General features: G+C 42.6%; 29 protein-coding genes. 19 read left to right on the top strand and 10 right to left on the bottom strand.

Annotated elements, in window-relative coordinates; all coding sequences use genetic code 11:
* The first annotated feature begins 15 nt into the window (after positions 1 to 15).
* Positions 16 to 1,419 carry an MDR family MFS transporter gene (locus tag ACJ28U_RS11575; RefSeq protein ID WP_407619369.1) on the top strand — a complete coding sequence of 468 codons (1,404 nt, stop codon included), beginning with the start codon at positions 16 to 18 and terminating at the stop codon, positions 1,417 to 1,419.
* A gap of 51 nt (positions 1,420 to 1,470) precedes the next feature.
* Here the strand turns inward: ACJ28U_RS11575 and ACJ28U_RS11570 are convergent, their stop codons facing one another.
* Positions 1,471 to 1,974, bottom strand: coding sequence for a YbhB/YbcL family Raf kinase inhibitor-like protein (locus ACJ28U_RS11570; RefSeq protein ID WP_106444500.1), 504 nt, complete (start codon positions 1,972 to 1,974; stop codon positions 1,471 to 1,473).
* A gap of 272 nt (positions 1,975 to 2,246) precedes the next feature.
* On the opposite strand from ACJ28U_RS11570, the gene ACJ28U_RS11565 reads away from it, so the two are divergent.
* From ACJ28U_RS11565 to ACJ28U_RS11555, 3 genes are all read left to right on the top strand, one after another.
* Positions 2,247 to 2,609 carry a hypothetical protein gene (locus tag ACJ28U_RS11565; protein ID WP_407619368.1) on the top strand — a complete coding sequence of 121 codons (363 nt, stop codon included), beginning with the start codon at positions 2,247 to 2,249 and terminating at the stop codon, positions 2,607 to 2,609.
* Between the two features lie 154 nt (positions 2,610 to 2,763).
* Complete coding sequence (locus ACJ28U_RS11560) at positions 2,764 to 3,234, top strand: hypothetical protein (RefSeq protein WP_407619367.1); 471 nt, start codon at positions 2,764 to 2,766, stop codon at positions 3,232 to 3,234.
* 64 nt (positions 3,235 to 3,298) lie between these two features.
* On the top strand, positions 3,299 to 3,715 hold the full coding sequence (locus tag ACJ28U_RS11555; RefSeq protein ID WP_407619366.1) for a hypothetical protein: 417 nt from the start codon (positions 3,299 to 3,301) through the stop codon (positions 3,713 to 3,715).
* 49 nt (positions 3,716 to 3,764) lie between these two features.
* Here the strand turns inward: ACJ28U_RS11555 and ACJ28U_RS11550 are convergent, their stop codons facing one another.
* Positions 3,765 to 4,733: a helix-turn-helix transcriptional regulator gene (locus ACJ28U_RS11550; RefSeq protein ID WP_407619365.1), complete on the bottom strand. Its 969-nt coding sequence runs from the start codon at positions 4,731 to 4,733 to the stop codon at positions 3,765 to 3,767.
* A 175-nt stretch (positions 4,734 to 4,908) separates the two neighbouring features.
* Here ACJ28U_RS11550 and ACJ28U_RS11545 point away from each other — a divergent pair, with 175 nt between their 5' ends.
* From ACJ28U_RS11545 to ACJ28U_RS11520, 6 genes are all read left to right on the top strand, one after another.
* Positions 4,909 to 7,038 carry a hypothetical protein gene (locus ACJ28U_RS11545; RefSeq protein WP_407619364.1) on the top strand — a complete coding sequence of 710 codons (2,130 nt, stop codon included), beginning with the start codon at positions 4,909 to 4,911 and terminating at the stop codon, positions 7,036 to 7,038.
* 187 nt (positions 7,039 to 7,225) lie between these two features.
* Positions 7,226 to 7,495 (top strand): hypothetical protein, encoded by a 270-nt coding sequence (locus ACJ28U_RS11540; RefSeq protein ID WP_407619363.1) that lies wholly within the window; start codon positions 7,226 to 7,228, stop codon positions 7,493 to 7,495.
* 9 nt (positions 7,496 to 7,504) lie between these two features.
* Positions 7,505 to 7,774 carry a type II toxin-antitoxin system YoeB family toxin gene (locus ACJ28U_RS11535; protein ID WP_010371114.1) on the top strand — a complete coding sequence of 90 codons (270 nt, stop codon included), beginning with the start codon at positions 7,505 to 7,507 and terminating at the stop codon, positions 7,772 to 7,774.
* Positions 7,775 to 7,785: 11 nt separating this feature from the next.
* The gene (locus tag ACJ28U_RS11530) at positions 7,786 to 8,049 is read left to right on the top strand and encodes a hypothetical protein (protein ID WP_407619362.1); all 264 of its coding nucleotides are present in this window, start codon (positions 7,786 to 7,788) and stop codon (positions 8,047 to 8,049) included.
* Between the two features lie 59 nt (positions 8,050 to 8,108).
* On the top strand, positions 8,109 to 8,525 hold the full coding sequence (locus tag ACJ28U_RS11525) for a hypothetical protein (RefSeq protein ID WP_407619361.1): 417 nt from the start codon (positions 8,109 to 8,111) through the stop codon (positions 8,523 to 8,525).
* 95 nt (positions 8,526 to 8,620) lie between these two features.
* Positions 8,621 to 9,211: an isochorismatase family protein gene (locus ACJ28U_RS11520; RefSeq protein WP_099087614.1), complete on the top strand. Its 591-nt coding sequence runs from the start codon at positions 8,621 to 8,623 to the stop codon at positions 9,209 to 9,211.
* 83 nt (positions 9,212 to 9,294) lie between these two features.
* On the opposite strand, the gene ACJ28U_RS11515 is transcribed toward ACJ28U_RS11520, so the two are convergent.
* From ACJ28U_RS11515 to ACJ28U_RS11505, 3 genes are all read right to left on the bottom strand, one after another.
* Positions 9,295 to 9,723 carry a hypothetical protein gene (locus ACJ28U_RS11515; protein WP_099087615.1) on the bottom strand — a complete coding sequence of 143 codons (429 nt, stop codon included), beginning with the start codon at positions 9,721 to 9,723 and terminating at the stop codon, positions 9,295 to 9,297.
* A complete protein-coding gene (locus ACJ28U_RS11510) occupies positions 9,707 to 9,919 on the bottom strand; it encodes a helix-turn-helix transcriptional regulator (protein WP_099087616.1) in 213 nt (70 codons plus the stop codon). The genes ACJ28U_RS11515 and ACJ28U_RS11510 overlap by 17 nt, the downstream gene beginning before the upstream one ends.
* A gap of 161 nt (positions 9,920 to 10,080) precedes the next feature.
* Positions 10,081 to 10,590: a MarR family winged helix-turn-helix transcriptional regulator gene (locus ACJ28U_RS11505; protein WP_407619360.1), complete on the bottom strand. Its 510-nt coding sequence runs from the start codon at positions 10,588 to 10,590 to the stop codon at positions 10,081 to 10,083.
* 175 nt (positions 10,591 to 10,765) lie between these two features.
* On the opposite strand from ACJ28U_RS11505, the gene ACJ28U_RS11500 reads away from it, so the two are divergent.
* Together ACJ28U_RS11500 and ACJ28U_RS11495 are read left to right on the top strand one after the other, a co-directional pair.
* Positions 10,766 to 11,701 carry an ATP-binding cassette domain-containing protein gene (locus ACJ28U_RS11500; RefSeq protein ID WP_407619359.1) on the top strand — a complete coding sequence of 312 codons (936 nt, stop codon included), beginning with the start codon at positions 10,766 to 10,768 and terminating at the stop codon, positions 11,699 to 11,701.
* Between the two features lie 17 nt (positions 11,702 to 11,718).
* Positions 11,719 to 12,498, top strand: a complete 780-nt coding sequence (locus ACJ28U_RS11495) for an ABC transporter permease (protein WP_407619358.1) — start codon at positions 11,719 to 11,721, stop codon at positions 12,496 to 12,498.
* 123 nt (positions 12,499 to 12,621) lie between these two features.
* On the opposite strand, the gene ACJ28U_RS11490 is transcribed toward ACJ28U_RS11495, so the two are convergent.
* Entirely contained in the window at positions 12,622 to 12,894 is a 273-nt protein-coding gene (locus ACJ28U_RS11490; RefSeq protein WP_259713494.1) for a hypothetical protein, read from the bottom strand.
* Between the two features lie 184 nt (positions 12,895 to 13,078).
* Here ACJ28U_RS11490 and ACJ28U_RS11485 point away from each other — a divergent pair, with 184 nt between their 5' ends.
* The 5 genes from ACJ28U_RS11485 to ACJ28U_RS11465 all read left to right on the top strand — a co-directional run bounded on the left by ACJ28U_RS11485 (position 13,079) and on the right by ACJ28U_RS11465 (position 18,498).
* Positions 13,079 to 13,960 carry a MurR/RpiR family transcriptional regulator gene (locus ACJ28U_RS11485; protein WP_407619357.1) on the top strand — a complete coding sequence of 294 codons (882 nt, stop codon included), beginning with the start codon at positions 13,079 to 13,081 and terminating at the stop codon, positions 13,958 to 13,960.
* A gap of 202 nt (positions 13,961 to 14,162) precedes the next feature.
* The gene (locus ACJ28U_RS11480; RefSeq protein ID WP_407619356.1) at positions 14,163 to 15,572 is read left to right on the top strand and encodes a glycoside hydrolase family 1 protein; all 1,410 of its coding nucleotides are present in this window, start codon (positions 14,163 to 14,165) and stop codon (positions 15,570 to 15,572) included.
* A gap of 7 nt (positions 15,573 to 15,579) precedes the next feature.
* Positions 15,580 to 16,359 (top strand): sulfite exporter TauE/SafE family protein, encoded by a 780-nt coding sequence (locus ACJ28U_RS11475; protein ID WP_099087622.1) that lies wholly within the window; start codon positions 15,580 to 15,582, stop codon positions 16,357 to 16,359.
* Between the two features lie 31 nt (positions 16,360 to 16,390).
* Positions 16,391 to 17,584: an MFS transporter gene (locus tag ACJ28U_RS11470; protein ID WP_407619355.1), complete on the top strand. Its 1,194-nt coding sequence runs from the start codon at positions 16,391 to 16,393 to the stop codon at positions 17,582 to 17,584.
* A gap of 11 nt (positions 17,585 to 17,595) precedes the next feature.
* Positions 17,596 to 18,498: an ROK family protein gene (locus ACJ28U_RS11465; protein WP_062358871.1), complete on the top strand. Its 903-nt coding sequence runs from the start codon at positions 17,596 to 17,598 to the stop codon at positions 18,496 to 18,498.
* A gap of 217 nt (positions 18,499 to 18,715) precedes the next feature.
* Here ACJ28U_RS11465 and ACJ28U_RS11460 read toward each other — a convergent pair whose 3' ends face one another.
* Positions 18,716 to 19,315: a TetR/AcrR family transcriptional regulator gene (locus ACJ28U_RS11460; protein WP_407619354.1), complete on the bottom strand. Its 600-nt coding sequence runs from the start codon at positions 19,313 to 19,315 to the stop codon at positions 18,716 to 18,718.
* Between the two features lie 174 nt (positions 19,316 to 19,489).
* On the opposite strand from ACJ28U_RS11460, the gene ACJ28U_RS11455 reads away from it, so the two are divergent.
* On the top strand, positions 19,490 to 20,620 hold the full coding sequence (locus ACJ28U_RS11455; protein WP_407619353.1) for a YhgE/Pip domain-containing protein: 1,131 nt from the start codon (positions 19,490 to 19,492) through the stop codon (positions 20,618 to 20,620).
* Positions 20,621 to 20,665: 45 nt separating this feature from the next.
* Here ACJ28U_RS11455 and ACJ28U_RS11450 read toward each other — a convergent pair whose 3' ends face one another.
* From ACJ28U_RS11450 to guaA, 3 genes are all read right to left on the bottom strand, one after another.
* Positions 20,666 to 21,613: a multidrug resistance efflux transporter family protein gene (locus ACJ28U_RS11450; protein WP_407619352.1), complete on the bottom strand. Its 948-nt coding sequence runs from the start codon at positions 21,611 to 21,613 to the stop codon at positions 20,666 to 20,668.
* A gap of 8 nt (positions 21,614 to 21,621) precedes the next feature.
* On the bottom strand, positions 21,622 to 22,170 hold the full coding sequence (locus ACJ28U_RS11445; RefSeq protein WP_407619351.1) for a helix-turn-helix domain-containing protein: 549 nt from the start codon (positions 22,168 to 22,170) through the stop codon (positions 21,622 to 21,624).
* A 180-nt stretch (positions 22,171 to 22,350) separates the two neighbouring features.
* On the bottom strand, positions 22,351 to 23,904 hold the full coding sequence (gene guaA / locus ACJ28U_RS11440; RefSeq protein ID WP_407619350.1) for a glutamine-hydrolyzing GMP synthase: 1,554 nt from the start codon (positions 23,902 to 23,904) through the stop codon (positions 22,351 to 22,353).
* Between the two features lie 362 nt (positions 23,905 to 24,266).
* Between guaA and ACJ28U_RS11435 the strand changes: the two genes are divergently transcribed.
* Complete coding sequence (locus ACJ28U_RS11435) at positions 24,267 to 25,346, top strand: BMP family protein (RefSeq protein WP_407619349.1); 1,080 nt, start codon at positions 24,267 to 24,269, stop codon at positions 25,344 to 25,346.
* Positions 25,347 to 25,430 lie beyond the last annotated feature (84 nt).

Below are 25,430 nucleotides of genomic sequence, written 5' to 3'. Positions count from 1 at the left end.
AATGAGGTTTTATACATGACAAATGCAACAGAACTCCCCCGCACGGCTGTCCGAATAGCGTGGGTCCTAGTACTTGGTGCAATGGCACCAATGCTTGATTCAACAATGGTTAATATTGCAGTGAATCAACTCGGTCAAAGTCTACATACGACGCTAGATATGGTGCAATGGACGGTGACTGGATTTATCTTGGCCATGGGCGCCGCAGTTCCTTTTTCAAGTTGGTTACTTGATCGTTTTTCAGGTAAGTCGGTTTATTTCTGGGCCGAAATTGTCTTTGGCTTAGCGTCTTTGTTAGCCGGTAGTGCCTGGTCAATTTCGGTCCTGATTGGCATTCGGCTGGTCCAAGGCTTTGCGGCTGGGCTGTTAATGCCCGTCATGTTCACACTGCTTGTTGATATCTTCGGTGGTGATAAGATGGGTCGCGTGATGTCAATTGTGGGGTTGCCGATGACACTGGGACCGATGGCCGGGCCAATCATTGGTGGTTTGATTGTCCAGTATGTGTCATGGCGTTGGATGTTCTTTATCAATGTGCCAATTGTATTGCTTGCGGCCTGGGCGTTGCATAAGTTGGTACCGGTGATTGCACCTAAGAATCCAGCAGCTAAGTTCGACGGTGTCGGCGTCACGCTATTAATCGCGGCATCGGCAACGATTGTGTACGGCATTGTGCAAGCGAGTGAAGCTGGTACGTTTATGAATAATACAACGATGGAGTTGGTTGGGATTGGCCTACTCTTGGCAGGTGCGTATGTTGTTTATGCGTTGCGTAAGCCAGATACTGCAGTGATGCCACTTCGTTTATTTAAGCACCGCAATTTCACAGGCGCGATGATTGCTAATGTTTTAGTAGGTTTCATTACGAGTGGCCCAATGATTTTACTGCCACTGTATTTCCAAGACGTTCGTGGTGAAAGTGTTGTCCTGGCAGCTGTTGCGTTGATTCCACAAAGTGTTGGCATGCTCGTTTCACGTGGAACAATCGGTCGCTTGATTGACGCGTTGGGTGCCCGTTGGGTGGTGCTCATTGGTGTCGCAATATCAGTGGCTAGCACATTGCCGTTCGTCTATTTCACGGCCCGTTCAGCTTATTGGTTAATCGCTGTCGTAGTATTTGTACGCGGTATCGGTGGTGCTGCTGTTAAATCAGCCATTCAAGCTGATGCTTATGTTGGCATTGATCGTGCTGATTCATCACAAGCATCATTGGGATCGAAGCTGTTTGAGCAAGTTGGTTCGGCCTTTGGTTCAGCTGTTTTAGCAACGGTGATTGCGAGTTATGTAACGGCACATCATGTAACCCAAACGGCACAACTGGTTGGTGCTTATCACGAAGGCTTTTTCTATGCGACTATCTTTGCGCTATTAATTATTTTGCCAGCCATGATGCTAACGAATCGCGTGGCAAAGCATTAAAAACAGCCCCAAATCTGCATTCATCAGATTTGGGGCTGTTAGTTTTGGAATTTATTCGCTTCTGGCTGGCAGTTCGAGAGACGCTTCAGCTAGTACATGACCAACTAGATCTTTGCGGAGTTCGTTATAGAAAAAGCCAGGTTGTAAGTCAAATGTTGTATCCACGGCATAGACCGTCAATGTATAATCGTGAGTCTGGTCGGGAGGCATAGGGCCAACATATGACTGTGTGATTTCAGGATTACCATCTTTCATCACACTGTACATTGAATTTGTACCTGGTACGTACGTGATGTCGGCGTTTGCTAAATCTTCTGGCACATCGCTAATCGGAAGGTTCGCAGCAACCCAATGAATCCATGGGAAACCACCAACTGGAATGGCGTCATAATCGATAACAGCCACTGCTAGTGATTGGGCACCGGCAGGAATATCGGTAATCGCAATTGGAAAGTTAACGACCGGCATGTCTTCTTTACGATATTCAGCGGGTGCAAACTTAGCATACTTATCTGGCAACAGACCGTTGTCATCAAAGGAAACAGAGATGTTCATAATCATTGTCCTCCAGAGTCTTTTGATGTAAGTGTAGCACACGAATTGTTAATTGCGGGTTGACGCCGATTATATTTTCAATTAAGCTAAAGTCACATATTAATACGATAACCTATCAAGAGTTCGGTGAGTGATACCACACGATGACCCGACAGCAACCTACAGCGATGCAAGGTGCTCCACTGGTAACGGATAGGTGCTAATGATAACGGCACCTACTGATTTTGGGTGTCGTTTTTTTATGCAAATTTTTATTGGATGGTATCGAAAAGATGCAAGTTAATGGCGATGTACGTGAAGTGACGACGGTGAAGTTGATGATGGCGATTGACCAGATGGGGACAGGCAAGCATGGACTATACGGTAACGTTAGTCGCAGTCGATGGGTGAATGAGCTATGGGAACGTGCCCACCGTGGTGACCAATTGGCTAGTCATTATGTGGCGACACACGGGCAGACATTTGACCGGTTTGATGAAGCACCACAAGTATCGGCACTTGAACAGGCAGCACATGAGTTAACAGTTTCTTTAAAGGAATTGGCTGAGTTGCAGGGAAAGGTTGATGCACAACGGTGCTATTTGGAGGAGACGTTTGGTGTCGAGGAGTTACAACAAGCGCTAACTAACAATTAAAGATGATTTGACTAGTCTGGTTGCCTGAGACGATGCCGATTAGTTTTTAGAAAGATCAGACTGTTAGATATAGGTCTGATTTTTTGTTTCAACGACAAATAGTGTCGTGTACCTTGCTTATACTGATGTCATCAAGTAAAGCGAGGTGATAATTATGGATACCGAAGCAGTAGCATTTGTTGGCAATTTAATAACGGGGTCGTTTGGTGATGACGAACGATTTGAGGTAACAGACTATGCGTCATTTTTAACGGATGCAATGGCAACCCAGGCACGACTGATGGTTGATCATCCCAAGGAGACGCTAGCTGGTTTGGATATTGTGTTGGTTGGTTACCAACAACAATTCATGCCAGCGTACGCATCTGTTTTGAAAGCAGCGGGTGCGACTGTCCAGATTGTTGATGATTCAGACAGTGCGTTGTTTAACGATGAAAGGACTTTTATGACCGGGAATTCAGCAGCATTAACAATTGTGCTGTCTTTCTTCAGCTTAGATAAAACGTTCCAACGGGCACAACAATGGCAAGACAAAACAGCTGATACTGAAATGATGCTGTCGGCATATCAAACGCCGGTTAGCGTGTTACTGGATGTTGAAGAATGGTGGTTACATCGCTTTTAACGACAAATAGTGTCGCGTGATTTTTGTAGTATGTGGTTATACAAGAGGAAAGAGGTCAGATAAGATGGCAAAGAATAATGCAGTCGAAAAGTTGGTTAAGTTAGGTGAATATGAGGCGGAACCCTTGGTACAGGGGCTTGGGTGGTCGTTGTTTGGTAATGATCAAATGGCTGCACTACGCAAGTTGCCAATGTTCAATGAATTAATTGCTGATGAAACGCCAACCGTTCAGCAGTTGAATGAGCAGAAGGAAGCGGGTATTTTTGGTGCTCGCGAAAAGGCAATTCGCCAAGTGGTTGGGGATGTACCGGTGAATGTTTTAGACCGGTTGGTGCGCATTGAAGAATTGGTCAGTCGAGAGTTTGAGTTGCGTAATGAATACATTGTCGCACGTGATGATTATGAAGATGACGAAGATGTGCAAGAAATTTTGGATAAATTGGCGAGCGTCATGAAGCAACGTATGGAGTTAACGATTTAAAGGCACAATGTCTAAGCAAAAACACCCGCCAAGAATGACGGGTGTTTCGCTAGTTTTGATATTGGGTGAGCATTTGATTGATTTCTTGCATCATCACGTCACGTAACGATGGTGGTGAGACCACTGTTACACGGGCGCCTTGGCTGAGAGCCCACATTTTAAAGCCAGCATCAGTCACTGCAGGAATGCGAATTCGAGTGGGGATATCTGCGGTTCCTTCGTGTTTAATTTTGGCGTTTGGGAACTTATCTAGAGCAGCCGAGATTAACCCGGTGTAGTCGAACTCGACTTGTATCGTCTTACCGATTTGCATGAGGTTGTTCGTTTGCCGAATAGTGCCTTCTTCGAGACGTTCGCCATACGGATAAGCAATATGTCGACTTTCTGGCTCAAGGCTATCAAAGCGATCGAGACGATAGTAAGCGTCGCGTTCGGCGTGGTGCTCCGTTGCTTGAAAGTGGATGATGACATAGAAATAGTACGTATCAAACAGCAAACCAGTGGGGAGTCCGAATAATTTCTTCTTCCTACCTTGTGCATTGGTATAGGTGAACGCAATTGTTTGCTTAGCATCAATATAACCGCTAATGGCCCAGATTAATTTGATTAAATCTTTATGATGGGTGACCGGCGTGTACGCAATCTGTTCATTACGTAATGTGGTACGGATTTGATCGGCTTCGTCAGTGCTCATCATGCCGAGAATGCTGGCTATGAGTTGTTCCATTTCATCCTTATTGAATGCGCGACTGGCTAGAACAAGCTTTGCTAGCGTGAGCGCTGCGGGGCTGTCGAAAGTGTTTTTGCGGGCAATTGCGATGGATTTTAGTTTCTGATCGGCGACTAATTCGGCCGGGTAATGCATAGTGCCAAGTGCTTCTCGAATGTTACTGATATCGCGTTGCACTGATCGGATGCTGACGTCATTTTCAATTGCCCATTGTTCGGGGATTACATGTTCACCGGACATTAATTTGAGGGCGAGATGAAGGGGGCGACTGATGTTATTTTTACTCATCGAATGACTATCCTTTTTATTGGATTTATATTTGTATAGCATGCTTTATTTTAGACGATATGCACACCGTAAATAGAACTGGCTGTTTATGGGGCGTGCGCGTAATGCTTGTATAATAGTATATTGACTTTGTAATGAATTGTGTAGTTATCTTTTGATGATGGGAGAGGTTTTTATGGCATATTTATTCATGATGATATTGTTTTTATATATTGGGAATAAACAAAAGGGTTATGTTTCGGGTGCGTTTTACATTATATCCTTAGTGGCTTTTGTCAAGGGGTTTACAATTCATCCGATGCTGTTTGGAATTATTACAGCTGTTTTTGTGGTATTAATTATCATTGGTATGAATGATGGTGAAGCAAAAAGAAAAAAAGAATTTAAAGCTTGGCTAGCCAAGGATAATCGGTCAACTTATACGGTGGAATCAATTGACGATTCGTTTGAACAATTATCTGGTAATTTGAAATATAGTGGAGATGCAGTTCCGTTTGGCAGAGCGGAGTTTTTTGTTAATTCATTTGACGGTTCAGACGGAGAGGTATTAGCTTATAGCCCGATTAGAAGTCTTATTGATTCACAGCTGCGAGAATATGGAGTAGTGATGACTACACGCGGAATTGGGTTTGCTAAGCAAGTGTCTTTGGATCAGAAAACAGGGGAAGATGTTGTTGAATCCGTGTGGATTCCTTATTCAGGAATGTGGCGGGTGCAAAATAATGATAAATTCTCAGTGAATTATCAAAGTCTTGTTTTTTCAACGTCAATAGAAGATTTTCCTAATGTGGACTTCGAAGGGCTTGTTAATGATTTAAATAAAGTAATTGAATCAGGTTTTACTCGCGATTTATATACAGGTGTGTTTGATCAATTTGCTGAGAAACATGAACTACAAGAGCTATCAAATATTCAGTTGAACGTAGATAAAAAAATTAATTATATTAATAAAGCATCTCATGATTCTAATGTTGATTTACACATCAATGAAGAGGGGAAAAGGATATCTCAAGGATTAGCCACTTTTTCTGGAATTGTATCAAATAATAATTTGCAAAACATCCAGATTAATCAAATGGTAAATGGTGCGCAAGGACATGGTGTTGCAGCTGAATACGCTAATAGTGTACACGATGGTGGCTACTTAACTAAGTCAATTCTTACGGGGCAAGATAATGCAAAGCACGGGGCAGACCGTTTGAGCTTTGGAAATAAGGTACAGGTTAAGACATCTCTTAATGGTGGAAATTCAAGTATTAAGCTATCATTCGGCGAGGGTAAATATCAGTATGGAAATATGCCTACTGAGGTACCTAAAGATCAATATGCAAAGTCGCTAGAGTACATGCATAACAAAATTGCCTCGGGTGATGTACCCGGGCACACTAACCCAGCAGATGCGAGATTATTGGTAAAAAAAGGGCCGTATAGTACTAATTTTTATAGAAACGTTGCTAAGGCAGGGACGATTGAATCAGTGTATGTTGATACATTAAATGCTGTGCAGTTGTCATTGCCAGCCGCAGGGTTAACATTTGTTATGCAATATGCTGTTGCTAGATGGAACGGGCAAGATCAACAGATAGCGGTTAAGCAGGCAGGATATGCGGCTTTGAGAACCGGAGCTATTTCTACTGGTATTATATTATTTGCTTCACAAACTGCTAAGACGCAAGTAGTACAAAAATATGCAACCAAGTTTGCAGCGACGTCTTTGGGAAAACAATTAGGATTTATAGCAGACCCCAAAACTATTGGTAAATATGCGGGAGGATTTGCGGTGGTAGCAATTACTTTTGGACCATCAATTGTTGATTCTTTACGGGGAAGAATATCTGTAGGACAGCTAGTCAAGAACTCGGTTGTGGGGGCAGCGTCTATTGCTGGAGGTGTCGCTGCGGGAGCGGCTGTAGGTAGTGTAGTTCCAGTAGTCGGTACGCTAATTGGCGGAGCCATCGGTGGAATTGCAGCAAGTACGGTAGCTAAGAAAGTCATGGATAATTTCATTGAAGATGATGCAAAAGAGATGTTTCAAATATTCAAAGAGGAATTTATTGACATTGTTATGGCGACTGGTTTTTCGGAAAAAGAATTTGGTCAAGTTATTGAACTGACATTTCAAAATAAAAAAATGAGTGGTTGGCTTAAAGATATGTTTGCATCTGGGGATGCTCGGTTGTATGCTCGGGATGAGATAGTATCCTCTGCAGTTACGTCTATTTTGCAGGAACGATCTTCTATTTCTAATTCAGAAATTATTGATGCTTATCAAATAGCAGAAAACGAATTTGGAATTGCAGATTAGTAACCGGCAGTAATGAAAAGTAAAGTCAAAAAATCATCCGAATTTGATATTCAAATTCGGATGATTTTTTTATACAAGAGAGAAATGCAATGTTTCTAAGGTAAATGCAATATTTTTGTGACAAATAATGTCGCGTCATTTGATTATGATAAGCATATCGAATGAGATATGACGGAGAATCAATAAAATGACGCGACAAGAATATAAACAACGTTGGTTGCAACTTTCGGTAACCATGATTTTAAGAGAGTTAATTGTGATATACGGAACGACATTTTTGGTGTTATTAATGTTTCGCTGGATGGAGATGTATCCGCATGAACAAGTGCTGCGGATAGTTCTGATACTTGCTTGGAAATTCTTCGGCCTGACAGGATTTGCTGCAGGCGTAGTTGTCATCCTGAGATTTCAATATCGGGTAAAACTACTCCAGATCGAAGCTGAGATGCGAAAGTGAGGATGGAAAATGTACACAATTAAACTAGGCACAACGTTGGCTAAGAAATCTTTGAAACAATTGCAAAAAGCAGGTTTTTCAGAAAAATTAAATAACGTACTGGACGATATTAAGGAAGAACCAATGGCTGACGCAGAAAAATTGAAGGTATTTGCGGGCCGTAAAAGTAGAGTTTTCTCACGACGCTTGAACGTTCAACATCGGGTGGTATATCAGGTGTTTCCAGCCGATCATATGATTGAAGTGTTATCAGTTTGGGGTCATTATGTTGGTGCGTAAAGGGGAGGACTATGTTTAAGAATATTAGTTGGCAAGATAGCGTTGTTTTCTATCAAAAAGCAAGCATCGTGCTGTTGTTGAATCTGCTTTTTGGTGCTTATATTTGGCGATTCATGCGGCAAGCGGCGTTGTTAGGCCAGTCTCATGAGTTAAAGACGTTCATTTTGGGGATGGCATTCATGTTTGTATTAATGATGTCGTTTGGTTTCATACTGGAGGCGTATGAAAGGCTAACGGAATCCGATTTAAATAGTCAGGATAATAACGACAAATAATGTCGCGGTGGAATTTTATAATTTTGATACTAGTTGAAATAGAGAAGGAGATTTAAGCAATGGATGCTGTAACTAAATTAACGTTAAAGGGTCACTCAAATTATGAACAGTTGGCGAGTGAAGTTGAAGTTTTTGTAGCTAATAAATCAGAACTTGAACAAATGCTACAAGCTGACTTAGAAATGGATATTTCAATCGATGATATTAATGACATTGTTCTATTGGAAGAAGGCCTACGATTCTCGGATGGGCGCCAGCAGCATACGTTGCCGGACTGGGAGTTAGATAATGATTTTGACGAAATGGTTGCTAAGATTAAGTCGGGGACATTTAAGTTAATGTTACCAACGCTGTACGCAACGAATAAACCAGCAGTAGCTTATCATCTGGTAATTTCTGAAGTGCCGAATGAAGGCCAGACATTAATAAGTGATCAGCATATCTTGAAACCAGGCTATGTTTGGTTTGCTTATTAGTGTGTTTCACGTGAAACAATATCTTCATTTGTGATGTCGCTTCGTAAAGTGATACACTGAAAATTACTAATACGAAGAACGAAGAGGTATGTGAGATGGCTTTAGATTTTGATCTAGCGCGTACGGCATTGGTCGTAATTGACGTGCAAGATGGCATTATTCGTAACGGGGTCACGACGCCTAATGACGGTGAAACAGTGATTGCACGGAACAATGAATTAGCGGCAGCGTTGAAAAATACGCCCGCCCAAATTGTTCTTGTGCGAGTAAAGAATGATGGTACTGAAGGTATGAATCCAGTGACAGATGCACCACATCAGGTCGCAACGCCATTACCAGATGCAGCGACACGGTTAGCAATGGATATTGCAGCTGATGAGACGGCGACTAATGTAACGGTCGTAAACAAGCATAATTGGGGCGCATTTTATGGCACAGATTTAGATGTGCAGTTGCGTCGACGGGGTATCGATACAATTATCTTGACGGGAATTGCAACGTCAATCGGGGTGGATACAACAGCCCGTGAGGCGGCACAACATGGGTATAACTTGGTCCTTGTGCCAGAAGCAATGACCGATCGTACAGCTCAAGGCCACAATGCATCCGTCGAAGTTATTTTCCCTCGTTTGGGTAAGGTACGTACGATAGCAGAAGTGTTGGCGGCTATTGAAAATGCTAAGTAAGATTAAACAATAATTTTTTGAATGTAGTCAAAAAGGCGCAATTCTTTCCAAAGTGACAGAATTGCGCCTTATTTTGTGGTGGTTTACTCAGTAAAAACAAGCCATAGTTTTAGAATGATAAACCCTAATATAAAAAGTACGATATCCATTACGAGAAGTGTGATAAGGAATAGTCCACTAAACTTCAAATCGATTGCATGAGACATAGATAGACCGATTAAAACAATATTGAAGACGATGATATCGAATGTCAGTGATTTTAACTTCGCTTTTAAATCCTTTGTGTCTTGTACATCAGCAAATAAGGTTTTTGAAATAAAGAAGTCAATTAATGCATAGAACAATGTCGCAATCAATATTGTGAATATTGTTATTTCAGGATTGTCATGTACGGATTTAAAAAAATGAGCGGACAATAGAAATAACATAAGGAGTAGAACTAAAAATACAAATGATCGCGTAACAACTTCATTGTCTTTCTGGATAATTCTCTCATCAGTAGTTGGTTTCATCTGTATCTTGCCTCCAAAAAAGTGAATTTAAGTCTGTATCTAGTTGGGTTGCTATCGCGATTGCGAGTTTCATAGTAGGGTTATAGGTCCCTTTTTCAATCAGAGCGATTGTTTGGCGCGTTATGCCAATTGCGTTGGCAAGCTCTTTTTGGGTTAATCCCTTCAATGTTCTGTATTTACGTACAGAGTTATTCATGGTCATTCCTCTTCCGTTACGTTTATAACTAACAAAAGTGTAACATATAGTTTGCTTTATGTAATGTATATATGACATTTTGTCGAGAGTTCGGCCATTAGTTAATAAGATATAGTTATAAACAGAAAACCGCGTTGGATAATTTTCCAACGCGGTTTTTGCTATTTTTCATTATTATCAATTTCAGTCTTACGATCCAACTGGCTCAACATAATCCGAGTACCCAAGTTTTGGATACCATCAATCTTCAAATGATCACGAATACCATCGTTCATTTTATCTAGTATCGCTGCCAATTGTGTCCAATCCTCAGGGTCAAGATAGTCTAAGTATTCAGGAATGTAAAATAAGCTTTTTTCAGCTTCACGCCGGCCTTTTTCAGTTAATTTAATTAATTGAATGCGACCATCAGTTGGTGATTTTGTTTTCGTGACAAAATCCTTTTTAACTAACTTGGTAACAAATTCGGCGGTTGATTGAACGCTCATTTCAAGGCGTTCCGCAAGCTCTTTTTGCGAAATATTATCACCTTCGCTTAATGCGACAAGGACTTTGTTTTGGCCACGAAAAACAGGCGAGTGACGCTCCACTTGTTCATCAGCTAAGTGCTGCAATGAAGTAAATTCAAATAATTTTGCCGCCAATTGGTGTTTTTCAATTAAATCAGCCATGATGTTCGCCGTCCTTTATTTTCTGTTATAGCCAGTATAACAGGCTTTCAATGCTTAATAAACGATAAATAGTCAGGGTACCTGAACAAAGTTGTTGACAATTTAATCAGGTACCCTTATCATTATTTTCGTCAGGTACCCTGATAATTAATTTTAAAAACAAGAAGGCATTATCATGACTGAAGAATATGCAGTTGAAATTAACGGATTAACGAAGATGTTTGGCCAACAAACGGCAGTTGATGACGTATCATTTAACATCAAGCGCGGGGAAGTATTTGGCTTGTTAGGACCTAACGGAGCCGGTAAGACGACAACGTTGCGCATGATGACAACGTTGCTTCAACCAACAAGTGGTGACATTAAAATTTTTGGTCACGATGTGAAGACAGAATCACAAACGGTACGCTCATTATTTGGCTTAACCGGCCAGTATGCATCGGTTGATGAAGATATTTCTGCTCGTGAGAACCTGATGATCTTCTCACGCTTGAATGGCTTGTCACGCCAGGAAGCGAAAGCTCGGACGGCTGAATTGCTGGAAGAATTTTCACTAGTAAATTCAGCTGACAAAGCAATTTCAAACTTTTCGGGTGGGATGCGTCGCCGTTTGGATTTGGCAGTTAGTTTAATTACACGCCCCGCTTTAATTTTCCTAGATGAACCAACGACTGGATTGGACCCACGTACGCGTACGCAGATGTGGGATACCATTCGACAATTAGTTGCGGCTGGTTCAACCATTGTGTTGACGACGCAATACCTGGAAGAGGCGGACGAGTTGGCTGATCGCATTGCGGTGATTGACCACGGTAAGCTGGTTAGTATCGGGACCCCGGCTGAATTGAAGGCGCAAGTTGGTGGTGCTAAGTTACGCGTTGAGGTGGCAGACGACGCACAAGCAGAACAAGCGCGTGGTGTGATGGCGGCAACATTGCCGGCAACGCCACAAGTAACCCGTAATATTGTCGAAGTGGCAGTTGATGATATTAATACCGTTGCGGGGGTCCTCCAAGCCATTACGGCAGCGGGCGTAACGATGACAAACATGTCAGTTGAACAGCCATCAATGGATGACGTGTTCTTTGCATTGACGGTTGGCAAGAATTAAGAGAAGAGGCAAAAATCATGATGGATGTACAACCACACAAGACGAATGTATTCGCAAATATTGCGACGATGGCATATCGTAACTTATTGAAGACGCTCCACAACCCAGATAAATTTTTGGACGTCATCGTGCAACCGGTGATGTTTATGCTGATGTTTGGTTTCTTATTTGGTGGGGCGATTGCCGGTAACGTGCACGCTTATTTGCCAACAATTGTACCTGGTATTCTCATGCAGGCGTTGATTTCAGCGGCAGCGGGATCAGGCACCCAGATTAGCGATGATTTGAATTCAGGTATTTATGACCGCTTGAAGTCATTACCAATTGCACATATCGCACCATTAGCTGGACAACTATTCGCTGATATTTTGCGCTTGTTCATTGCGGCCGTTGCATCATTAACGACTGGTTTCTTGATGGGGTGGCGACCTGCTGCTGGTTTTGGCTGGGTTATTGTTGTCGTGGTGCTAGATGTCTTCTTAGGGTGGGCGTTGAGCTGGATTTTCGCGCTATACGGCATGTTAGCTAAGAGTTCAACGATGGTGGAAAGTGTGTCATTGATTACGATGCTGTTGTTGACGTTCCTATCAAGTGCGTTTGTGCCAGTTAAGACGTTGCCACATGCGATGCAAATTTTGGTAAACATCAATCCCGTGTCATATGTTATTCAAGCTTCACGCATGATGCTTAACTACGGAACTTGGCCAATGCAAGCCTGGATTGTCTTAGGGGCTGGCGTGCTGGTGGTCGCAATCTTTGCACCATTGACCGTTTATGTTTACAATCACAAAAACTAAGTAAAAACGGCTTCCGACGATTATCTGTCGGAAGCCGTTTTTGAATATGTATCGTTATTTAAAACGTCAGGTGATTTTATCACATTTTTTCAGAAAGTGACCGGTTAGATCACTTTGATATGTTTAAGGAAGTTGCGGCGCGATGACGTTGTTTAGCCAATCGGTTAATTCATTAATGCCGGTACCAAGGTGCGAAACAGGGTGTTCAAAGCCCTCGTTGATGAAATGCCAGCTAGCCGTTTGACTGTCGTTACCGTAAGAAACGAAGTGAATCTTGCGGGTGCCATTTACCCAATTACGAATCAAGGCTGGACTAGCTTGCGCGCCTTGATAGAAGGTAAAGCCGTTAGCCTCAGCAAATGCTGTGACGAGTTGCGTGTAGTTATTTTCGTTCATGTTATGCTCCTTTACTTGATGGTTCTAATTATAGAGCGAAACAAAATAAAGACCAGTCTGTTCATTATTTTGTTTCATGCTAAAATCACTTGCCAAAATGATTGATTAAGAAAGGACCACAATTTCCGACTTTCAGGAAATGTGGTAAAGTCGTATTAAAAGTAAGCGTTTTCAGGAGAAGGTCATGTTAATTAAAGAGTCGTTGGAAAACCAAGAAGCAATGAGTAGTGTTGAAAAGCAGTTATCTGACTATTTTTTGAATGATACATCGGAAATAAAAGAATTAACGGCCCGTCAGCTAGCGAATGATCTTTACGTGTCCCCTTCGACGGTGACACGTTTCTGTCAGCGATTGGGATTTTCAGGCTTTCCTGAATTTAAAGAGGCATTGATAACAGAACGCTTGTATCTAGCTCATAATGTGCAAGACATTGATGTTAATCAGCCATTTTTGCCGAGCGATAGTATTTGGTCAGTAGCTAATAATATTCGCCAACTGTATACCGAAGTCGTAGCAGATACGCTTTCTTTGCAAGATTACCAACAACTTGAGAGTGCAACGAAAAAGCTAAGTGATGCGCAACATATTTATGTCTATTCTGCTGGGGATCATCGTCACTTGGCAGAAATATTTGCGAATAAGATGTTGCGGATAGGTCGACCAATTACGCAATTATCACGAACGGATTTAGTAGATTTTTATTTGCAAGAATCGGTAGCAAATGATGTTGTTGTATTGATTTCTTACTCGGGAGAAACACAAGATATCCATCGATTAATGACGATTATTGGTAATCGGAAATTACAGGTGATTGCGTTAACGGCCTATGGGAAAAACACATTGTCTGAGCATGCGGATATCTTGTTGCCAATGAGTACACGTGAGCGCCTAATTCAAAACTTTGGTAATTTTAGTACCGATGTGTCTGTTTCGTACCTGCTGGATATTTTGTATGCCAGTTATTTATCGCGGCATGTTGAGGCAAACGAAACGAAAATGCAGATAGAGAGGGAGTACCAACGTTATCGGTTTACGGAAAACCCAATTATCAAGGATCAATCTTAAAGTGGAACGGGCTGCAATTGGTAGGCCCGTTTTTTCATGTGAAAGTGTTATTTTGCGCAATAGCGTTGCATGGTATGTAAGCGTTTTCTTACTTGAGTGTGCAACGGTCTGACAAGTCGATTTGAAAAGCTATTATTGCGCTTGGTTAGCTAGCTATACTGTTTCTTGCTTAGAAGTAGCAAGAAAAGGAGATTAAATACATATGGCTTTTCCAGCAGGTTTCCTCTGGGGTGGTGCAACTTCAGCTGAACAGATTGAAGGTGCTTACGATGTTGATGGTAAAGGGCTTAGCACAGCTGACATGATGACGTTAGCTGAAAATAGCGCGCCTCGTGAGATTACTGATGCAATTGATTCAGATAAGTTTTATCCAACACACGATGCGATTAAACATTATGAACATTATGCAGAAGATATTGCCCTGTTTGCTGAACTGGGCTTTAAAGTCTACCGGTTTTCAATGGCTTGGACGCGTGTCTTTCCGAATGGGGATGATGCCAAACCAAATCAGAAAGGATTGGACTTTTACGATAAAATTGTGGACTTGTGTTTGTCGTATGGTATTGAACCCCTGGTTACGATTCAACATTTTGATACCCCGATGGGATTAGAAAAATACGGATTTTGGCAAGGGCGTGAAGTGGTTGATTTGTTTGTCCGTTATGCGGAGACGATATTGCGTCATTTCGATGGGCGTGTGCGGTACTGGCTAACGTTTAACGAAATTAATAATATGTCGACGATGCCTTGGAACGCTGGTGGTATTAGCTTAGATGCCAGTGAGAACGATAAGATGCAAGCGGCATATCATCAATTTTTGGCGAGCGCGAAAGTTGTTAAGTTAGCGCATGAATTAAATGCCGAGAATAAAGTCGGCATGATGTATAACGGGCATTTTTCATACCCTAATAGCCCTGATCCGGCAGACGTACAAGGAACTGAGGATTTTCAAAAACTCATGATGTTTTATGCGGATGTCCAGGTTCGTGGTAAATACCCAAATTACAAGTTAAAAGAATTTGAACGTAAGCATATTGTGCTGCCAGAACACCCCGGTGATAAAGAGATTTTGGCGGCGGGAACCGTAGATTTTGTGTCGTTTAGCTATTACTTGACCCACGTGACTGGTCAGAAGACACAAGGAATCTTAAAGGGGTTGAATGGGTTAGAGACCGGTTATACCAATCCGTATTTGAAAAAGTCAGACTGGGGTTGGGGCATCAATCCGCAGGGGCTGCGTTTCGCTTTGAATACATTGTATTACCGCTATGAGAAGCCGGTTATGATTGTTGAAAATGGATTAGGTGCTTATGACGAAAAGGATGCCAATGGACAGATTCATGACGATTATCGCATCGATTATCTCAAACAACATTTGCTTGAAGTCGAAAAGGCAATCGAATTGGATGGCGTTGATGTAATGGGATATACCGCTTGGGGGCCAATTGATTTGATTGCGGCAAGTAGTGGTTCGATGGACAAGCGTTATGGCTTCATCTATGTTGACGTGGATAATCACGGTAACGGCACTTATCGGCGTGAAAAGAAGGATTCTTTTGGTTGGTATCAACGCGTTATTGCAACGAACGGCCGTAGTTTGACGGAAGAATGAGGCATTTATGCTGAATATTTTGTATGTTATTGCGACATTTATTGCAACGGTCATTGGGGCGTTGGCCGGGATTGGTGGGGGCATTGTATTAAAAGCAATGACGGATTTGTTCTCGCCAGATTCGGTACAAGTTATTAGCTTTTATACAACCGTTGTCGTATTTACGATGTGTTTAGTATCGATTGCTAAGCAAATTAAATCGGGCTTTAAGTATGACTTGCCAATGTTGCTTGAAATCTCAGTGGGATCATTAGTCGGTGGCTATATAGGGAATAGCTTGTTGACGGTGTTACTACGCTATTTTCCTGAAAATAAAGTGCAGTTAACCCAGTCGATTATATTATTTCTAACGTTAATCTTTTTGATTATCTATACGCGCGCGATGCCACAACGTCAGCGGGTAGAAAAGCCACACTGGTTGGCATCGTTTGGCTTAGGGCTGTTTTTAGGTGCAATATCAATCTTTTTGGCCATCGGTGGAGGTCCGCTGAACGTCTCGCTACTGGTAATTTGTTTTGGCTTCACATTACGTGATGCAGCAATTTATTCAATTGCAAGTATCTTTTTCTCACAGATTTCAAAAATATACACCATTGTGATTGCGAATGATTATAGTCGGTATGACTTAGGCCTTGTGCCATGGCTTGCGATTGTGGCGATTATCGGTGGTTATATTGGTACAACGTTGAGTCAACGGCTTTCTAGTAAAATGTTGGCCATTTTATATAACGTTTTCATGATTATGTTGGCCGTGCTGACGTTGGTTAGTGTTGGTCGACATATGTAGAATAGGGATTAATTTGGGGAGTGATGATTATATGAATAAACATAGTTTTTGGTTTAAGGTAGCGTTGCTATCGATTGCAACGCTAACGAATGCGGCAGCGGCCGTCCAGGTAACCGTGCCACTGATTCATCAAACTTTGGCTGGTCACTCGCAAACGGACATTGAATTATTGATGTCTGTGTCGAGCTTGGGTATTTTGATATTTGTTTTGTTGTCACCGCTTGTAACAAGATTAATGGGAAATAAGCGCACCGTTGTTCTAGGGTTATTGGTTTCGGTAATTGCGGGTATTACACCGATGGTTACCGAGAATTATACGATTATGCTAGCTAGTCGGTTCCTATTTGGCGCCGGGGTCGGATTATTTAATTCGTTATCGTTCTCATTGATTTCGATGTATTACACGGGCCATGAGCGTGACGCTTTGATTGGTTATCGAGATGCGTCGGCTGCAATGGTGACAACTTTGCTGACGTGGGTCGTGGGATTCCTAATGGGCGGTGGTTGGCACGCTGCGTTTGGTGTGTACGCGCTTGGGGCAATTCCATTGGTCTTGTTTGGCTTGTTAGTACCTGATAATACGCCAGTGGTTGAGGAAGAACATGTTACTGCGAGTGGTCATGTCCGCATAAATGGGGCGATGATTTTTTCAGCAGTATTTGCATTCTTTTGGTTTACGGCATATTTTGGCATCACGGTTAAAATGGCGCCGGTATTTGCCGAACGCGGTTACGGAACAGCTGCTGATGCCAGTTTTGTCACGGGACTTGTGACAGCATTCCAATTTTTGTCATCATTGTTGTTTGGAAAGATTAAGCGTTTGTTAGGGCGCTACTCGATTGCGATTGGCGCAACATTAGCGATGACGATGGTGTTCATCTTGATACAGAGTCAGTCGCTCATCTTGTCAGCGGTAGCCGTTGCAGGTTACGGATTTGCGTTTGGTATGGTTATGCCAGGAATCTTTAGTAATTTAGCAGCTGAGACAAATGCGGTCTCACAGACATTAGGATCAACAATGATGTTGGTGGGAATCAATGTTGGTGTGTCGGCAAGCCCATATGTGCTTAAGACACTGAACGGTTGGTTTAATCAAACAAGTGAAATTGCTAATTATGTGATTATTAGCTTTATGTTATTGCTATTAGCCATTGTGGCCTTTATGAAGGCCACAATTCGCCCTGGGCGTCATGCCAATAAATTGGGTGAGACAGCTCATGAATGAAAGGGATAAAAATGGAAAATCATTATTTGGCCATCGATGTTGGTGGTACCAAAGTTAAATATGGTTTAGTTAATCATAGTGGAGAATTGGTTGAACGTGGTAATCAACCAACAAATCGTCGAGATCTAAAGACTTTTGTTGCGCAATTGCAGGCGATTATTGCATTGTATCATGACGATATTCGGGGTGTTGGCATTAGCTTGCCGGTGCGTGTTAATCATGACACGGGTACCATTCATGCCGGGGTGATGTGGTCGTTTTTAGACGGCGTCGACTTAAAGACGGCGTTGCAATTAGATTTACCGTTAGCTATTGAAAATGATGGGAAAGCCGCTGCACTTGCTGAACTTTGGGTAGGTGAGTTAAAAGGGGTCGCGAATGGTTTAGCGCTGGTCCTTGGCACGGGTGTTGGCGGTGGTTTTGTAATTGACGGTCAGTTACACTATGGTGCTCATTATGAAGCTGGTGAATTATCATTTATTTACCATAAAATTACGACGGATCGTGAATCGCGGTTTGGTTTTACAGGGTCGGCGGTTGAGATGATTAAGGAAATTGCGACCGAATTGGAATTGCCGGATGTCCATGATGGAGAAAAAGTATTTGAGTTCATCAATGCTGGTTATCCGCAAGCTAAGCGCATTTTTAATCAATACGCGCGAACAATCGCGCTACAGATTCAAAATTTGCAAGCAACGGTTGATATTGAACGGGTCGTGATCGGTGGTGGTATTTCAGCCCAACCGATTGTGACGGCAACCATTCGTGAAGCGTACGAGGCGTTTTATCAAGGAAATCCATATATTAATCGCATGATTAGTCATGTCGATATCGTGCCCGGTAAATTTGGTAATGATGCTAATCTGTATGGTGCGATTTATCGTTTGTTACTTGAGCTAAATCAGGAGGCTTAAGCTTGTCGGTGTTAAACGGTGCGAACCCGTTTAACATCATTGCGGGCAACCGCAAATGAGAAGGTAGTACGACTTAATACTTCACAATCTCAACAATCTCAAAAACGCAGATACTATCTTCTCAGATTTCATAGTATGAAACACGCCATGTTTATGGCGTGTTTTTGTTTGTAATGAAAAAGGCCATCGCATTTGCGTGGCCTAGGTTTTATACAAATTATCCTTTGGCTTCAAAACCAAAGGATGCAATAATGCCGTTCGACATGATGGCATCCATTGTTTGGGCGACGGTTTCAATTGAGATATCATCGTTAGCTAACCAATGTCGGACAACACCAATCAAACCGTTAGCCATAAATTGCATGGTAAGTTCACGACTAGCGGGCATGCTGTTAAAATCGATGCCGAGGGCGGATAAGCCAATCATTGAAAAGTCGCGCATTTGGGCAATGAGTTTTGATTCAAAGGTTAAATCACCGTTCTTGCTCAGCATGGCGCTGATAAAGTCAGCATTGTCTTTTAAAATGCCTAAAAGTTCGAGGCGATAGTTACCAAATTCAGCCTGAGTGATAGATTTAATTTGGCCATTTAGAATATTGTCTTGAAGTGATTTTTCGACGGCATTAAAAATGGTTGTTTCCGTTTTTTCGATTAAATCAAACTTATCGTCAAAATGACGATAAAAAGTACCACGGTTTATTTTGGCGATTGTTGTAATATCGTTAATTGTGATTTTGGAGACATCTTTTTCCTTAACCAAGGTCACAAATGCGTCCAAAATCTGTTGGCGGGTCTGATTAATTTTATGCTCGTACATGATAGCAGCTCCAATTTGCAACAATTTTGAACACGGTGTCGCAAATGCAACGTAACGTTGATTGTTGTCTCTGTTTAATGATTGATAGTAAGCATATACTACTCAGTGTTCTTAAGCAACAACGTGTTGCATTTTGAATGCATTATTTGAAATTATAAACCGAGGGTGAGAGATATGTTCAAGAATAAATTTCATGTTATATCATTGATTGTTGCATTGGTGATGGGATTACTGCTCATTGTTGCTCAAATTCCGAGCACGCACACCGCACCTAAAGATTTACCAATTGCAATTGTAGATGCTGATCAATCAGATGCTAGTCAAGCAATCGTTAAACAACTAACTAGCGTCACATCAACTGGTGGAAAAAATCCAACGACAATTAAGTGGTCAGTTGAAAAAAATAAAACGGCCGTGATGCGGGCGATGGATAAGCAAAAGTATTATGGTGCCTTGGTTATTAAGGCAGGATTTGCGCAAGACACAATGTCTTTAACGACAACAAACCCAACGCATCCTGAAATGCAGGTAATTATTAATCAGGCAAAAAACGCGACAGCTGCAGCGGGCGTTCAGAATGCACTAACGCTGATGACCAGTAAAGTTGGTGTAGCAATGGGCGATCAAGCATTGCGCAAGATGCAGATTTTGAATTTACCAGTTTCAGCTAATGTGGCACAAAATTTGTTGCAACCTGTCACTGTAACGACAAAAATTGTACACACGACAACGAACAAGGCTACTGCTAGTATGGCGTTCTTCCAACCAATTTGGATGGGTGCCTTGTTGGGGGCTGTTATGTTGACGTATGCCCAAAAGGGATTAGCGCACGTTACCAAGAAGCAGGCATGGTTGAATAAAGGAATTGAACTAGTTGTGATGGGGGTTGTTGCATTGGCTGCGGGATTCGCAACAACTGAATTTGCACATGTTATTTTGGATTATAACTACGATAATTTCACGACGGTTGCATTGTATGCAGCAGTTGCATCGTTTGCCTTCCAATTGTTGATGTTAGGGGTGATGTCATGGTTAGGTCTTGTAGCAGTGCCGTTGTTTGCCCTGCTTATGTTGTTCGCGGCACCTTTGATGACATTAGCGCCTGAGATGCTGACCCATTTTTATTCAGCGTATGTTATGCCATGGTTGCCAATGCGTTTCTTGTTAGACGGTATGCGGGGAATTGTGTACTACAATACGTCATTTTGGAATGGCAACACCCAAAGTTTGGTGTGGTTGGGCATTATTGGCGTGGTTTTGATGGTGACATCAATTTACAAGCCAGCTAAACAAACAGCCGCTTAAATATAGTTAAAAAGGCCATCGCACTGCGCGGTGGCCTTTTCACGATTAATAACGTCTTTTACGAGTCAGGTTAATCCCAACAATGCCAAAAATCATAACGAGCAAACCCAACAATTGAATATGTGTCGGTAACGCATGGTTTAAAAATAGGACGCCCAGCAATACCGTGAAAATCACCTCAAATGATTGGGTGGCTTCAACAGTTGCCAACACTTCCATGTTCCGAGCTGCCATGGCGGTTGCGTGGAAGAATAGCACCGTCGCAATAACGCCGGAAGACAGAGCAACTGTGAATGTGCTTAAGAGCGTTGTATGGTTTGGTAATCCTGATCGCAAATAACCAATGATTGCCAACAAAATGAAAGTTGGGTATGTCGCAATCAACATCCCAAAAACTTTTTCCAACCCGTTGAAATCGGGGTAACGAACGCCGATTTGGCGGTTCCCCAGTGGATAACAGATGGCTGCGATTAGAATTGCGATGACGGCAAACCAAAATTTATGATTAAAGCCAGCAAATCCGGTTGTTTGAATCGTGGTCATGGCAATTCCAACGACGATAATAATCATCCATTTCAGTTTGGTTCGCGGTATCTGCAAACGATGTGACACACCAGAACTATCAGTGACCTTCATTAATGGTGTTGTGAGCACACCGAAGATGATGGTGAGTTGCCATAAGCTAGACACTAGCCAACCGGGGAGGAATTGGGCAGCCCAGGTGAGCGGAACGTAAAACAAGACGAAACACACGTTACTCCAGAGTAACCAATAGAACGGCGCGTCTTTGATGGCCCGCCACACTTTGCGGAAATTTGCCTTCATCTGGGGGACATAAGCTAACATGGCAATCATCGGTAACATCCATAGGTAACGGAGGGTGGACACCCAGACCCAGTCACCAGCCGCATGCAAATTGATTTCATTTAAGAGAAAGGTCAACGAGAAAAATAAAGCGGCAAGAATGCCGAGTAAAACAGATTTTATGGCCATAAATACTCCTAGCGATTATAAATCATGAGACTGACAAAACTGGTGTCTGTCATGGTGTCATTCCGATATTCATGCGCAAACGCGCCGTTAAACTTGGCCATGGTGCCAGCTGGAATTTGAAAGTTTTGTCCATTGACCCGCATTGTTAAGGTGCCGGTTTTTACAATTAATACTTCCACCGTCCCTGGTACGTGGGCGGCAGATTGTCGCGCCGACTGGCTGGCCAGTGACAAATCAAAGACTTCAAAGTTATTCGAGGCAATCGTGTTAAAGACCGATTGGACCACGACACCCGCATCATCACTAGCAATATTGTGGAAATCCGCGGGCTTAGCTAGTTCAAAGTCGACTGGATCGGTCGCAAAAAAGTAGTTAATGGGCACAGCTAGACCACTAGAAATCTTCCAGAGTGTATCGATGGAAGGCGAAGTGGTGTGGCGCTCTATGTTATTCAGAGAAGCGGTGCTGACACCCGTTAGTGTACTAACTTCCTGCAGGGTTAATTGGCGTTGTTGGCGTAACGTCAATAACCGGGTGCCGACGATTTCAGTGATCATAATGGCTCTCTTTTCTATATTATTGTGTATTTTATTTACAATACTAGATAAACGTATCATAAAAGTAAGTGTGCTCAGTGATGTGATTTTTTATTTGGGAATAAAGTTTTGAATAGAGACACAAAAACCGCCCTGGAATTTGCTTATTCCAGGGCGGTTTATTCGTTTAGATATTAAATATTATTCCCACTCAACAGTTGCAGGTGGCTTAGCCGTGATATCGTACACGACGCGGTTAATGTGGTCGACTTCATTGACGATGCGACGAGAAATCTCTTCCAAGATATCCCATGGCAACTTAGCAAAGTCGGCTGTCATCCCATCAACAGACGTGATGGCACGAATGGCAATCGTATAGTCGTACGTACGACCGTCACCCATGACACCAACTGAACGGACTCCCGTCAAGACAGTGAAGTATTGCCAAACTTCGCTATCCAAACCATGCTTAGCGATTTCTTCACGCAAGATTGCATCAGATTCGCGCACAATTTCGAGCTTTGCTTCAGTAATGTCGCCCAAAACACGAATCCCTAAGCCGGGACCAGGGAAAGGTTGGCGCCAAACAAGTTCGTGGGGCATACCCAACTTTTCACCCAATGCACGCACTTCATCCTTGAAGAGTGTGTTAAGGGGTTCAATCAATTGGAATTGCATGTCTTCTGGCAAACCGCCGACGTTGTGGTGTGACTTGATTGTTTGCGCGGTATCAGTTCCTGATTCAATCACGTCAGTGTACAACGTGCCTTGTGCCAAGAAATCGATGCCATCAAGCTTAGCGGCTTCTTCGTCAAAGACGCGAATGAATTCGTTTCCGATAATCTTACGCTTTTGCTCAGGATCAGTGACCCCGGCCAACTTCGTCAAGAAACGCTCTTGCGCATCGACCTTGATGATGTTCAGGCCGAACTTGCCACCCAAAGCAGCCATCACTTCATCTGCTTCATTTTTACGTAGCAAACCATGATCAACGAAAATTGACGTCAATTGATCACCGATGGCACGTTGCAACAAAACGCCGACAACTGATGAATCCACCCCACCAGACAGACCAAGCAAGACCTTCTTATCACCAACGGTTTCGCGAATCTTCGTGATTTGCTCGTCAATGAAATCATCCATTGACCAGTTGCGTTCTGCACGAACCGCCTTATCAACGAAGTTTTCCAAGATTTGCATGCCGTATTCAGTGTGTTGCACTTCGGCGTGGAATTGCACCCCATAGAAGTTGTGGTACGTATCTTCCATGGCCGCGATTGGTGTGCTGTCAGAGGTTGCAACCGCCTTAAAGCCGTCAGGAACTTGCTCGACGTAATCACCGTGTGACATCAAAACGGTTTGCGTTTCTGGTGTGCCACCGAACAAAACGGTGTTGTCAGCTGTCACATCCATTTCAGTCTCGCCGTATTCTGATGAATCATTTGCCGGCGCAACTTTTCCGCCAGGCAATACATGTGCCATCAATTGCATACCGTAGCAAACGCCAAGGATTGGAATGTCCAAATTGAACACTTCTGGATCAATCGTGAACGCACCGTCTTCATAGACCGAGTTAGGCCCACCTGAAAAGATGAGTCCCTTTGGATTAAGTGCCTTAATTTCAGCGGCCGTCATTGTGTGTGGCTTTAATTCAGAATAAACACCCAATTCGCGAATGCGTCGTGAAATGAGCTGGTTATATTGTGAACCGAAGTCCAACACCAAAATGCTATCGTGCGTTTCTGTGTTTGCCATGATATCCCCCATAAAATTGTTGTTTCTAATTATACGTACTTCACGATAATAATCAATGGTGGGTTTTAAAAATGTTCGTAATTTGTTCACATATTACATTTCTCTCATAAATATAGTTACTAAAAATAAGACATTTACGAAATATACTTATTTTGGGGCCTTGAATACAGTTGTTATTAGGTTAATCGTTTTTAATAATTCGAAAACCATGAAAAATGTAATGAACTGACCCCTTGCATTATCTTAAATAGAACCTTATAGTAGTAAAAATTACATTTTTATTTGGACTCTGAGCTGGTAATTTTCAAGGCAAAAAGAGTGGTCGGGTCGAGGGATTTTATACTTTGGAGGTATTAGGAAAAATGGTTTCACGTCGGACATTGATTATTGGTGGTGCAGCGGTTGTTGTCGTTGCAGGGATTGCGTATGCCGCAACGTCAGGTAGCAAGGGCGGATCAAACGATAAATTCACCGCAGCGGTTGTTTCAGACACAAACGGTGTAAATGACAAGGGCTTCAACCAAAGCGCTTGGGAAGGCTTGGAGAAGTGGGGTAAGGCTAACAACTTGTCTAAGGGACAAAATGGTTACAACTACTTCCAACCTAAGACGGTCGCTGATTACGATACGCAATTGACGCAAGCTGCTACTGCTAAGTACAATGTCGTTTCAGCTATTGGAAACACGTTTAAGGATTCAGTCCAAACCGTTTCTAAGAAGTATCCTGACACGAAGTTCGTGTTGGTTGATGAAATTGCGGATAAGAAGTACAAGAACGTTGCATCAGTCATGTTCCACTCAGAGCAATCATCATACTTGGTTGGTATCGCCGCTGCGACAAAGGCCAAGGAAATCGGTGACGATACGGTTGGGTTCGTTGGTGGTATGAAGAACCAAGTGATTGAATCATTCTTGGCTGGTTACCAAGCCGGTGTGAAGTCAGTTGATCCTAATATGAAGGTCGATGCAACGTATGCAGGTACGTTCTCAGACCCAGCCAAGGGACAAACAATTGCTAAGGCCAAGATGGCGCAAGGTGAGCACATTATTTTCCAAGCCGCTGGTGGTGTTGGAAATGGTGTCTTCCAAGCTGCGAAGGACCAAGACGCAACGTTGGCTGCGGATTCAAAGGATAAGGTTTGGGTCATCGGTGTCGACATGGACCAAACAAACATGGGTGACTACAAGTCAAAGGATGGCAAGTCAGCTAACTTGACGTTGACATCATCATTGACGGGTGTTGGTCGTGGTGTGCAATTGATCACGGAATCAGCGCAAAAGGATAAGTTCCCTGGTGGCAAGACTGTTTACTACGGCTTGAAGGAAGGCGGCGTCGGTGTTGTCACGAAGAACTTGAATGCAGACGAGAAGAAGGCTGTTGAGACTGCTAAGGAAAAGATTATTTCTGGCGATATCAAGGTGCCGACAACGCCTGAAAACTAATTAATGACAATTTAAAAATCAAAATCCGCGGAGATGACTCCGCGGATTTTTTTGTTAAAAACAGATGTTTAATTCATTTATGCA

Source organism: Weissella sp. MSCH1, from assembly GCF_045799135.1.
Taxonomy (GTDB): Bacteria; Bacillota; Bacilli; order Lactobacillales; family Lactobacillaceae; genus Weissella.
The sequence above is the reverse complement of the archived record's forward strand: the minus strand, read 5'-3'. Positions and strand labels throughout refer to the sequence as shown.